This is a genomic window from Xanthomonas sp. F4 (assembly GCF_011761895.1).
Window position 1 is genome coordinate 825,916 of sequence record NZ_JAASQX010000002.1, and the last position, 11,990, is coordinate 837,905.

At 67.8% G+C, this 11,990-nt stretch carries 11 protein-coding genes; 6 read left to right on the forward strand and 5 right to left on the reverse strand.

From position 1 onward, the window contains the following. Positions 1–341 precede the first annotated feature (341 nt). The 4 genes from FHR66_RS11505 to FHR66_RS11520 form a co-directional block, all read right to left on the reverse strand. The gene (locus FHR66_RS11505; RefSeq protein ID WP_456361752.1) at positions 342–1,916 is read right to left on the reverse strand and encodes a SulP family inorganic anion transporter; all 1,575 of its coding nucleotides are present in this window, start codon (positions 1,914–1,916) and stop codon (positions 342–344) included. A 10-nt stretch (positions 1,917–1,926) separates the two neighbouring features. Continuing rightward, positions 1,927–2,616 carry a carbonic anhydrase gene (locus tag FHR66_RS11510; protein ID WP_160965761.1) on the reverse strand — a complete coding sequence of 230 codons (690 nt, stop codon included), beginning with the start codon at positions 2,614–2,616 and terminating at the stop codon, positions 1,927–1,929. A gap of 103 nt (positions 2,617–2,719) precedes the next feature. After that, positions 2,720–3,010, reverse strand: a complete 291-nt coding sequence (locus FHR66_RS11515) for a hypothetical protein (RefSeq protein WP_160965760.1) — start codon at positions 3,008–3,010, stop codon at positions 2,720–2,722. A gap of 222 nt (positions 3,011–3,232) precedes the next feature. Continuing rightward, positions 3,233–4,483 (reverse strand): porin, encoded by a 1,251-nt coding sequence (locus FHR66_RS11520; protein ID WP_160965758.1) that lies wholly within the window; start codon positions 4,481–4,483, stop codon positions 3,233–3,235. A 258-nt stretch (positions 4,484–4,741) separates the two neighbouring features. Here FHR66_RS11520 and pstS (FHR66_RS11525) point away from each other — a divergent pair, with 258 nt between their 5' ends. From pstS (FHR66_RS11525) to phoU, 6 genes are all read left to right on the forward strand, one after another. After that, positions 4,742–5,755: a phosphate ABC transporter substrate-binding protein PstS gene (gene pstS / locus FHR66_RS11525; protein ID WP_160965756.1), complete on the forward strand. Its 1,014-nt coding sequence runs from the start codon at positions 4,742–4,744 to the stop codon at positions 5,753–5,755. A gap of 281 nt (positions 5,756–6,036) precedes the next feature. Continuing rightward, complete coding sequence (pstS, locus tag FHR66_RS11530; RefSeq protein ID WP_160965754.1) at positions 6,037–7,134, forward strand: phosphate ABC transporter substrate-binding protein PstS; 1,098 nt, start codon at positions 6,037–6,039, stop codon at positions 7,132–7,134. Positions 7,135–7,372: 238 nt separating this feature from the next. After that, positions 7,373–8,347, forward strand: coding sequence for a phosphate ABC transporter permease subunit PstC (gene pstC, locus FHR66_RS11535; RefSeq protein ID WP_167087804.1), 975 nt, complete (start codon positions 7,373–7,375; stop codon positions 8,345–8,347). Between the two features lies 1 nt (position 8,348). Further along, complete coding sequence (gene pstA, locus FHR66_RS11540) at positions 8,349–9,215, forward strand: phosphate ABC transporter permease PstA (RefSeq protein WP_160965750.1); 867 nt, start codon at positions 8,349–8,351, stop codon at positions 9,213–9,215. 19 nt (positions 9,216–9,234) lie between these two features. After that, positions 9,235–10,062, forward strand: coding sequence for a phosphate ABC transporter ATP-binding protein PstB (gene pstB, locus FHR66_RS11545; RefSeq protein WP_160965748.1), 828 nt, complete (start codon positions 9,235–9,237; stop codon positions 10,060–10,062). A 130-nt stretch (positions 10,063–10,192) separates the two neighbouring features. Next, positions 10,193–10,903: a phosphate signaling complex protein PhoU gene (gene phoU, locus FHR66_RS11550; protein WP_160945842.1), complete on the forward strand. Its 711-nt coding sequence runs from the start codon at positions 10,193–10,195 to the stop codon at positions 10,901–10,903. A gap of 261 nt (positions 10,904–11,164) precedes the next feature. Here phoU and FHR66_RS11555 read toward each other — a convergent pair whose 3' ends face one another. Next, positions 11,165–11,968 carry an oxidoreductase gene (locus FHR66_RS11555; RefSeq protein ID WP_160965746.1) on the reverse strand — a complete coding sequence of 268 codons (804 nt, stop codon included), beginning with the start codon at positions 11,966–11,968 and terminating at the stop codon, positions 11,165–11,167. Positions 11,969–11,990 lie beyond the last annotated feature (22 nt).

Sequence of the window (11,990 nt, forward strand, 5' to 3'; positions counted from 1 at the left end):
AATGTCGGCGCCGGCAACGTGTACGCCACGCGACGTCCGCCGCTGCGCTCGTCGCGACTGAAGTCGCTCCTACAATGGCGTTCCGCGAGCCGAAACCTGATGTTGTGGGAGGGGCTTCAGCCCCGACAGCAGCCGACACCGTGAACCTATCGCTGCGCTCGTCGCGGTTGAAACCGCTCCTACAACTCCACCTGGAACGCTCGCTGGATGCGGCACTTGTAGGAGCGGCTTCAGCCGCGACACTCTCCGCAGCCAACATTGCCCGCCTGCATTCGTCGCGGCCGAATCCGCTCCCACAGGTGTTCGATGACCAACGAGCGACCGCTGGCCGCGCCCACCGACTACGCCGCACGTTGCCCTTCCACGCGCCGGTCCAGTTCCTTCCAGTCCACCACCAGCGCGCAGCCGCGGGACGCGGCGTTGCGGCTCCAGTCGCGCAGCAGTTCCAGGCACGCGTGGTCGACGTGGCGCAGCCGCGCCACGTCCAGATGCAACTCGGTGTTCGGCGGCAGCCGCTCCAGGGTCCGCGCCATGGTCGGCACGCGCAGGAAGGTGGCCGACCCCTCCAGCGACAGGCGCAACTTGCCAGGACCAGTACCGGCATCCGTGCCGCCGGCGTCTTCGTGCGCATGTACTCCGACCGTCAGCCGCGACTGCTGCAGCGCCAGGCGCAGCAGCGACAACGCAAAACCGATCAGCACGCCGGTCAGCAGGTCGGTGGCGACGATGGCGAAGGTCGTCGCCAGGTAGATCGCAGCGGTGCCGCGGCCATACGCGGCCAGGTCGCGCACCTGCCCCAGCTTGACCATCTTCAGCCCGGTGTAGACCAGGATGCCGGCCAGGCACGCCACCGGCGTCATCCGCAGCAGCCACGGCAGCAGCAGCGCGAACACCAGCAACCAGCCCGCGTGCAGCATGGTGGAGACGCGGGTGGCCGCGCCGGCCTGCACGTTGGCCGCGCTGCGCACGATCACGCCGGTCATCGGCAACGCACCGAGCAAACCGCACAGCATGTTGCCCACGCCCTGCGCGGCCAGTTCGCGGTCGTACTGGGTTCGCGGTCCCTGATGCATGCGGTCCACCGCCGCCGCCGACAACAGCGTCTCGGCGCTGGCGATGAAGGCGAAGGTGAGCGCCGACAGCAGCAGCGTGGCATCGAGCACGCCGAGCATGTCGTCCAGGCTCGGCACCCGGATCGCCGAGAGCAGGTTGGCCGGCACGTCGACCTTGCGTACATCCAGCCCCTGCGCTTGCACCAGCGCGGTCATCGCCACCACCGCCAACAAGGCGCCGGGGACGAAGCGCAAGCGCTGCGGGCGCAGCCGCTCCCACGCCAGCATGATCGCGATGGTGCCCAGACCGACCAGCAAGGCGGCGCGGCCGACGCCTGCATCTAGCGCGCGCCACAGCGCCGCCGGCAAGGCGGCGAAGTTTTCCAGGCCGCGCGCCTTCGGCGCCGCATCCAGCAGCACGTGCGATTGCGAGGCGACGATCAGGATGCCGATGCCCGAGAGCATGCCGGCGACCACCGCCGGCGAGGTCATGCGGAACCACACGCCGGCGCGGCACAACCCGGCCACCAGCTGGATCGCACCGGCCAGCAGGATCACCGGCCCCAGCGCCGCCACCCCGTGCGTGCGCACCAACTCGAATACCAGCACCGCCAAGCCTGCGGCCGGACCGCTGACCTGCAACGGCGAGCCGGCGATCAGCCCGACCACCAGGCCGCCGACGATGCCGGTGATCAGGCCGGCGGCCGGCGGCATGCCCGACGCGATCGCGATGCCCATGCACAGCGGCAAGGCGACCAGGAAGACCACCACCGAGGCCAGCAGGTCGCGACCGAAGGCGCCGCCGCGCAGGTAACGGGCCAGCGCGGAAGCGCCGGCCGGAGCGTGCTCTGTCATCGTTTGCATGGGCGGCTCCTCAGACGGCGACGTTGCGCAGGACCGGCGCCAGCCGCGGCGGCGGCGTGGCATCGGGCGGGCGCCGGCCCGCTTCCGGCAGCAACGGCAGGAACCGCCCCTGCTCCGCGTCGAAGGCGCGGATCTCGCCATGGCCGATGTCGTAGATCCAGCCGTGGATGCGCAGCGTGCCGCGCGCCAGCCGCGCCGCCACCACCGGCTGCGTGCGCAGGTGGTCCAGCTGCGACACGACGTTCTCCTCGGTCAGGCAGTGCAGCGCATCCTCGGCATGGGCGGCATGGCCGTGCTGCGCGGCGACCTGGCGCGCACTGTCGGTGTGCTTGAGCCAGGCCGCCACGGTCGGCACGTCCTGCAGGGATGCGGGATTGAGCACGGCCTTCATCGCGCCGCAATCGGTATGGCCGCAGATCACGATGTGCTCGACCTGCAGCACCGCCACCGCGTACTCGATCGCCGCGACCACGCCGCTGACGTGCTGCGAGTATGGCGGCACCACATTGCCGATGTTGCGGTAGACGAACAACTCGCCGGGCTGCGCGGCGAACATCAGTTCCGGCATCACCCGCGAGTCGGCGCAGGTGATGAACAGCGTGTGCGGGGTCTGGCCGGCGGCGAGTTGCCGGAACAGCCCGCGTTGGCGGGGATAGACCTCGTTGCGGAAATGGCGAAAACCGTCGAGCAGACGTTGCATTGGGGGATCTCCAGGCACAGGGGGAGAGAGGCCGTGCCGCACTGGGCAAGACGCAGACGCAAACAGCAAAGAAGGATCGGCATCGCCAGCGGCGATGCAGGCGTCAGGCTGGAGAGGGAGGACGCAGCGCGGGACGGCGATAGCTGCGGCCAGGCGCTGCCGATGGCGCCGGCAGGATCGGCCGGATCAGGAGGGTCGGCGGAAACAACGCCGGCGCGACCGCAAGCGGTGCGTCGTGTGGATCGGTATCGGCGGCTGGCGCGTCCAGCTCGGGCGGCACCCCATCGAGGTCAGCGTCGACATCGCTGGCGCAGGCGCTCGCGCACGCCGCCACCGGTGCCGCCGCCGCGATCGATCCTGCACGGATCGCGGACAGCGCCAGCAACGCGGTCAACAGCAGCATGGACAGGCGAGCGAGCATGCCTCGACAGTAGGAAGGCACCTCGTCGATGACAAGTGCTGCGCCGCACAATTCACCGCATCGTCCACGGCGGTCGACGCAAACCGTGAAAGGCACCCCGGCACGGACCCATCGTGCAGGCATCGGCGATCACGCCGCAAAAAAGAAAGGCGGCGCAATGCGCCGCCTTTCGTACAACCTGCGGGAATCCGCGAATCAGAACGACAGGTCGCCCCAGACGCCGAATTCCTTGGTTTCCACGTCGGTCTTCTTGGAGTTGTTGTCCTGGTGCGTGTATTTGTACACGGTGGCCAGCTTCAGGTTCTTCAGCACCGGGAACTCGACGCCGACGTTCCAGTACTTGTCCGCCAGGGTCGGGTCGAGGGTCTTGCTCAGGTCGGTCTTGTCGTAGCGGGCGAAGGCATTGATGCCGCCGTCGGTCAGCGCCACGCTGCCCCACACCGACCAGCCGCTGGACTTGTCGGTGGCCGGGGTCAGCACGTTGTTGAGGTTCTTGGCCTGGAAGTACTCGCCGCCCAGACGGAAGTTGGAATCGGCGTAGGCGACCATCGCGTCGGCGCGGGTGTAGTCGTGCTGCGCGTCGAGGATGTCGGTTTCCTTGCCGAGCTTGCCCGAGTAGGCACCGACGGCGATGGCCAGGTTCTGCATCGGCATGTAGGCGACGCGGCCTTCCACGTCCATGCCCTTGCCGCGGGTCGGGTTCTTGTAGCCGGCGCCGTTGACCACCGACATCGCGTAGTTGACCTGCGAGCCCAGGTCGCCGAAGGCGTGCAGGCCCCAGTCGGAGGAGTTGGCGTACTTCAGGCGGTCGGTCAGGGTGTTCTCGACGTAGCGGTAGCCGTAGAACTTCTCGACGAACGGCACCCACGGCATGTCGGCGGCACCGATGCGCAGCGCGAAGGCGTCGTCGAACTTGCCCTGCACGTAGGCCTTCTTGACGAACAGTTGGGTATTGGACAGCGCCGAGCTGTACTGGAAGTCGGTGGTCAGGTTGGCCGACCAGATCTCGTTGAAGCTGTGGTCGACGGTCAGGTAGAAGCGCTTGACGTCCAGACCGGTGCCGCTGGCTGCGGTCTTGGCGCCGCCGCTGGTGCGGTCGATGTTGGTCAGGTCGAAGAACATGCGACCGCCGATCTTGTTGTCGTTGACCAGCTTGGCGAGCTTGTCGACCTTGGCGGCGCTGGCCTGCGCCGTTTCGGTCGCCTGGGCCTGCACGACATTCACTTCCGACTGCGCGTCGGACTGCGCCTGCAGGGCTTCGGACTGCGCCTGCAGCTGCTGGACCTGGGTCTGCAGCGCTTCGATCTGGGCCTGCAGCTGCTGCAGCTGGGCAGCGCTGACGGCGGGTGGGTTGCTGCTGGCCTTGGCCTTCGCCGCGAACGCCTGCGGCGCCGACGCGAGGCCGAGGCTGGCGAGAATCGCCGTGGCGAGAAGATGGGAACGCATTAGGATGTCTCCGATGGGTGGTGGCAGGGTGGTATGGGTGCGGTGCGGCCCCAGTGCGATGGCCCGACCATTTGTAAAGATTCCGTCAAAGACATGACGGTTTTGAGTCAACCTCATGTCTGAACGAAGGCACCCCTTGCCGGGAAGGCTGTCACCGGACTGACATCTGATTTTCTTCAGACGTTCATGAAAAAGTCTTGGAATGCAGCCGATGCCGGCCAGGGGTGCCGGATACCACCTATTTCAGGAGTTCTCCCGATGCGTTCCCTCAAGCTCCGACTGCTGGCAGCCGCCGCGGTCGCTACGTTTTCGCTCGCGGCGCAAGCCACCGATGTCACCGGCGCAGGCTCCAGCTTCGTCTACCCGGTGCTGTCGAAGTGGTCGGCTGCCTATGCCGAGAAAAGCGGCAACCGCGTCAACTACCAGTCGATCGGCTCCGGCGGCGGCATCGCGCAGATCCAGGCGGCCACGGTCGATTTCGGCGCCTCCGACAAGCCGCTGAGCGGCGCGGAGCTGGAAAAGTTCGGCCTGGGCCAGTTTCCGGTCGTGATCGGCGGCATCGTGCCGGTGTTCAACGTGGCGGGCGTGGCCCCGGGCGCGATGAAGCTCGACGGCACCGTGCTGGCCAACATCTTCCTCGGCAAGATCAGCAAGTGGAACGACCCGGCGATCGCCGCGCTGAACCCGGGCCTGGCCCTGCCCGACCTGAAGATCACCATCGTGCACCGCTCCGACGGCTCGGGCACCAGCTTCAACTTCACCAACTACCTGTCCAAGGTCAGCCCGGAGTGGAAGAGCAAGGTCGGTGAAGGCACCGCCGTGCAGTGGCCGGCCGGCATCGGCGGCAAGGGCAACGAAGGCGTGGCCGCCTACGTCAAGCAGATTCGCGGCGGCATCGGCTACGTCGAGTACGCCTACGCGCTGCAGAACAAGCTCAACTACGCCGGCATGAAGAACGCCGCCGGCCGTTTCGTGATGCCGGACGACAAGACCTTCTCCGCTGCCGCCGCCACCGCGGACTGGAAGTCGGCCAAGGACTTCAACCTGATCATGACCAACGCGCCGGGCCAGGACGCGTGGCCGATCACCGCCACCACCTGGGCCATCATGTACAAGAAGGCCAAGAAGCCGGCGTCGTCGAAGGCCGCGCTGGACTTCTTCAAGTGGTCGTTCGAGCAGGGCCAGGCGCAGGCCAAGGCGCTGGACTACGTGCCGCTGCCGGAGCCGCTGGTCAAGCAGATCGAAGCCTACTGGGCGCAGAACATGAAGTAAGCCGGCGTCTCGCCCATCCGGCACTCGCGCGCCGGCACGGCGATACCCCGAAGGCGCGGACCGCAGGGTCCGCGTCTTTTTTTGTCCGGTAACGCGGACGCGCACAGCCAGCCATTGGCGCGCATCCCCCGCCCTGCCACGGCCTTGCGGGACGGCGTGCCTGGCGCATCCCGTGATGGCGTCCGCAACCAATCCGCAAGTCATCTGGCTGTAACAAAAATATCATTTCATAGCGAGCATCCGCCGGATGTCCCGGTGCTCTTCGCTACGGAGTGACCCTCATGAAACTGCAGCCGGCGCGCATTGCCGTCCTGTCCCTCGCCCTGGCCTTCGCCGTCACCGCCTGCCAGCCCGGCAACGGCGACAAGCAGGGTGCCGCCGATACGGCAGGCGGGACGCCCGCTGCCGCGCCAGCCGCCGGCGCCAAGACCGCGGCGGAGATCTCCGGCGCCGGTGCCTCCTTCATCTACCCGCTGATCTCCAAGTGGTCGGCCGACTACAACGCGGCCACCGGCAACAAGATCAACTACCAGTCGATCGGCTCCGGCGGCGGCATCGCCCAGATCAAGGCCGGCACGGTCGATTTCGGCTCCTCCGACAAGCCGCTGGACAGCGCCGAACTGGCCGCGGCCGGCCTTGGCCAGTTCCCCTCGGCGATTGGGGGGGTGGTGCCGGTGGTCAACCTGGACGGCATGGACGCGGGCAAGCTGCGGCTGACCGGCCAGGTGCTGGCCGATATCTTCCTGGGCAAGATCAGCAAGTGGAACGACCCGGCGCTCACCGCGCTGAACCCGGGCGTGACCCTGCCCGACACCAAGATCAACCTGGTGCACCGCTCCGACGGCTCGGGCACCAGCTTCAACTTCACCAACTACCTGTCCAAGGTCAGCCCGGAGTGGAAGGGCAAGGTCGGCGAAGGCACCTCGGTGCAGTGGCCGGGCGGCGTCGGCGGCAAGGGCAACGAAGGCGTGGCCTCGTACGTGCAGCAGATCAAGGGCTCGATCGGCTACGTCGAACTGGCCTACGCGCTGCAGAACAAGATGCCGTACGCGTCGATGCAGAACGCCGCCGGCAACTGGGTGCAGCCCAATGCCGAGAGCTTCGCCGCGGCCGCCGCGTCGGCCGACTGGGCCAACGCCAAGGACTTCAACCTGGTCATCACCAACGCCGCGGGCGCGCAGGCGTGGCCGATCACCGCCACCAACTTCATGCTGATGCACAAGCAGGCCAAGGACCCGGCGCGCAGCAAGGCGACCCTGGCGTTCTTCAAGTGGGCCTTCGAGAAGGGCCAGCCGCAGGCCGACGCCCTGCACTACGTGCCGCTGCCGCCGGAGCTGGTGCAGCAGATCGAGGCGTACTGGGCCAAGGAGTTCAAGTAAGCGCGACAGCGCTTCCGCCCTCGCCGGTGGAAGCACGCGCGCGGACGCGTGAGGCGTCGCGCGCGCGCCGGCACCGGCGCTGCATCGTGCAGCGCCGGTCGCCGTCTCGGCATCACGTACTTCGGACTTTCGGGTTCCCGCCTGTGCGGGAGCGACGCAACCACCCACCGCGCGCGGCCACCCCCGCCGCGGCCACGATCGGATCGCGCCGCCGCGCGCTCCGACACATACCGAGCCCATGAACGCCACCGTCATTCCCGAAGCGATCACTGCGCCCCGCGGACGCGACCTGCGCGACGCCCGTGCCGACCGTCTGTTCCGCTGGATCCTCACCGCCACCGTCGTGTTCGTCCTCGTCGCCCTGGCCAGCGCGGCGCTGTCGATGCTGTGGGGCGGCCGCCATGCCCTGCAGATGCAGGGCCTGAGCTTCTTCTATTCCAGCGAATGGAATCCGGTCGAGAACAAGTACGGCGCGCTGGCGCCGATCTACGGCACCCTGGTCACCGCCCTGATCGCGATGCTGATCGCGGTGCCGGTGAGCTACGGCATCGCCTTCTTCCTCACCGAGGTGTCGCCACGCTGGCTGCGCGGCCCGATCGGCACCGCGATCGAACTGCTGGCCGGCATCCCGTCGATCATCTACGGCATGTGGGGCCTGTTCGTGCTGGTCCCGGTGATGACCGAGTACGGCACGCCGTGGCTCAACGACCACCTCGGCACGCTGCCGCTGATCGGCCCGATGTTCCAGGGGCCGCCGCTGGGCATCGGCCTGCTCACCGCCGGTTTCGTGCTGGCGATCATGGTGATCCCGTTCATCTCCTCGGTGATGCGCGAGGTGTTCCTGACCGTGCCGACGCGGCTGAAGGAATCGGCCTACGCGCTGGGCTCGACCAAGTGGGAAGTGAGCTGGGACATCGTGCTGCCCTACACCCGCTCGGCGGTGATCGGCGGCATCTTCCTGGGCCTGGGCCGCGCGCTCGGCGAGACCATGGCGGTCGCGTTCGTGGTCGGCAACACGGTGCGGCTGTCGCCCTCGCTGCTGGAGCCGGGCACCACCATCGCCGCGCTGATCGCCAACGACTTCGGCGAGGCCACCGAGACCTACCGCTCGGCGCTGCTGCTGCTGGGCTTCGTGCTGTTCATCGTGACCTTCATCGTGCTGGCGATCGCCCGCCTGATGCTGGCGCAACTGTCGCGCAAGGAGGGCAACTGAGATGGCCGCCGACGTCGCCCACCGCCTGTACAACCGCCGCCGCGTGATCAACGTGTTCGCGCTGCTGCTGTCCTGCCTCACCGCGCTGTTCGGGCTGGTGTTCCTGGGCTGGATCCTGTGGACCCTGCTGGCCAAGGGCATCTCCGGCATCAACGTGGACCTGTTCACCCGCATGACCCCGCCGCCGGGCGAAGAAGGCGGCCTGGCCAACGCGTTCTTCGGCAGCGCGGTGATGTGCGGCCTGGCGTTGCTGATCGGCACCCCGCTGGGCGTGGCCGCCGGCACCTGGCTGGCCGAATACGGCAACGCGCGCAAGACCGGCCAGGTGGTGCGCTTCGTCAACGACATCCTGCTCTCGGCGCCGTCGATCGTGCTCGGCCTGTTCGTGTACACGCTGTACGTGATGCAGACCGGCGGGCGCTTCTCGGCCATGGCAGGTGCGCTGTCGCTGGCCTTCATCGTGCTGCCGGTGGTGGTGCGCACCACCGACGAGATGCTGCGCCTGGTGCCGGCGCAGATGCGCGAAGCGGCCCTGTCCTTGGGCATTCCGCAATGGAAGGTGACCATCCAGGTGCTGTACCGCAGCGCTTCGGCCGGCATCGTCACCGGCGTGCTGCTGGCGCTGGCGCGCATCAGCGGCGAGACCGCGCCGCTGCTGTTCACCGCGTTCGGCAACCAGTACTGGAACAACAACATCATGCAGCCGATGGCGAGCGTCCCGGTGGTGATGAACTCCTTCGCCGGCAGCCCCTACCCCACCTGGCAGCAATTGGCCTGGTCGGGCGCCCTGGTGCTGACCGTGTTCGTGCTGCTGGTCAGCCTCGGCGCCCGCGGCATTCTGCGGCGCTACAAGACATCCAACGATTGAGCCCCCTATGGACCCGGCCATGAACGATCACCACAACGCCGCACCGATGCATCGCATCGCCATGCCCCACGGGCACACCGCACTGGCGCCGTCGCCGGTCAAGATCGCCGCGCGCGGCCTGGACTTCTACTACGACAAGTACCACGCGCTGAAGAGCATCAACCTGGAAGTGCCGGAGAAGCGCGTCACCGCGCTGATCGGCCCGTCCGGCTGCGGCAAGTCCACCCTGCTGCGCATCTTCAACCGCATCTATGCGCTGTACCCGAAGCTGGAGGCACGCGGCGAAGTGATGCTGGACGGCGAGAACATCCTGTCGCCGAAGTACCCGATGAACCGCCTGCGCAGCAAGGTCGGCATGGTGTTCCAGAAGCCGGTGCCGTTCCCGATGACCATCTTCGAGAACGTCGCCTACGGCATCCGCCACCACGAGAAGCTGTCCAAGGCGGACATGGCCAACCGCGTCGAGCACGCGCTGCGCCAGGGTGCGCTGTGGGACGAGGTCAAGGACAAGCTCGGGCAGAGCGCGCTGGGCCTGTCCGGCGGCCAGCAGCAGCGCCTGTGCATCGCCCGCGCGGTGGCGCTACGTCCGGACGTGCTGCTGCTCGACGAGCCGACCTCGGCGCTGGACCCGATCTCGACCAGCCGCATCGAGCAGCTGGTGGAAGAGCTGAAGACCGACTACACCATCGTCATCGTCACCCACAACATGCAGCAGGCCGCGCGCGTGTCCGACTACACCGCCTTCATGTACCTGGGCGACCTGATCGAGCACGACCGCACCGAGATCATCTTCTCGCAGCCGAACAAGCAGCAGACCGAAGACTACATCACCGGCCGTTTCGGCTGAGCCGCCGCGGCCGCCGCTGCCTCGTCGCAGCGGCCGCGCCCGCCGCCCTCCGGGCGGGCGTCCGGCGACGCCAGCACCGCAGCGCCAGGCATGGCCGCGACGACACCAACGCACCTATTGGACCTACGACATGAACACTCAGCCCAACGAGCACATCGTGAAGAGCTACGACGAAGAACAGCATCGCCTCGCCGCCGAGATCGTGCGCATGGGCGAAACCGCGGTGGCGCAGTTGGAAGCGGCGCTGGACGTGGTCGAACGCCGCGACGACAACGCCGCGCTGCGCATCGTCGTCAACGACGAAGCGATCGACGCGCTCGAGCACTCCATCAGCCATGACGTGATGCGCCTGGCGCTGCGCGGGCCGATGGCGCGCGACCTGCGCGAGATCCTGGCCGGCCTGCGCATTCCCGCCGACGTCGAACGCATCGGCGACTACGCCGCCAACGTCGCCAAGCGCTCGATCGCGCTGAACATGTCGCCGCCGATGCCGCAGACCCTGGGTCTGCGCCAGCTCGGCAAGCTCGCCGCCGAACAGGTACGCGCGGCGCTGGCCGCCTACCAGCACAACGACGCCGACGCCGCGCTGCTGGTGCGCCAGGGCGACGCGCAGCTCGATGCGCAGTACACCGCGCTGTTCCGCGAGCTGCTGACCTACATGATGGAAGATCCGCGCAATATCACCCCGTGCACGCACCTGCTGTTCATGGCCAAGAACCTGGAGCGGATCGGCGACCACGCCACCAACATCGCCGAGAACGTGTGGTTCCTGGTGCACGGCGACCAGCCGCTGCCGCCGCGCGACAAGCGCGACGAAACCAGTTCCACCAGCGGCATCTGAAGCGTCGCGGGCGGACCGGCCGCGCTCCGGTCGCCGCCCTCGCTTTTCCCCGGCTCCGTGCGCGTCGCGGAGCTTCTTCATTGCAGCATGGCATGAGGCCATGGCACGGCCGTGGCGCATGGCGCCTCCGTCCTGCCGCTACGCACGCGGGCGGCTCGCCTCTGGACGTGACAGCGATCGACGGCATCGCGAATGGCGGCCGTCTGCCGCCGGCCCGCGTTTGCGCCAGCCGCGCCGCCTGCTGCAGGCGCGATGGACGCGTCAGCGCAGCCCGAAGGTCCGCCTGAGCCCTTTCCCGAGCGGACCTGCGGGCAGGAAGCGGCGCAGCTTGGCCAGAAGCGCAGCCTCGCCGCGGGGCGTGTGGCGCATCTTCCATGTGCCCAGCGCGGCGTCGAGAATCGCGTCGACGACGCCGTCCGGCGCCGGCGCGTCCTGCACCTTTTGCCGGATGGCCTTCGACACCGTCGCACGTTCCTCGCCGTAGGCCGGGATGCTGGCCACGGCCTGGGGGCTGTTGAGCTCCAGGTTGGTCCTGGTGAAGGACGGCTCGACCAAGGACACACGGACGCCGAAGCGGCGAACTTCGTGATCCAGGGTTTCGGACAACCCCTCCACCGCATGCTTGGAGGCCGCATAGACCGCCATGTAGGGCGCGGGCAGAAAGCCCAGCACCGAGCTGACGTTGACGATCCGGCCGGACCGCCGCTCGCGCATGTGCGGCAGCACCGCCTGGATCGTGCGCAACAGGCCGAACAGGTTGGTCTCGAACACGGCCTGGGCCTCGACCACCGATGTTTCCTCCAGCGCACCGATCAAGGTCACGCCGGCACTGTTGACCAGCACGTCGATCGTGCCGGCTTGCGCGACGACGTTGCCGATCGCCCGTTGCACGGATGCGTCTTCGCGCACATCCATTTGTACGAGCACGACTCCCGGCAACGCCTGGGCTTTTTCGAGATCGCGTACGGTTCCGAACACGCGGCACCCCCGCTCGGCGAAGGCCAGCGCGGCGGCGCGCCCGATGCCCGACGAAACGCCGGTGACGACGACGGTGGAATTGGACATGGCAGTTGTTTCCTATGGCGAT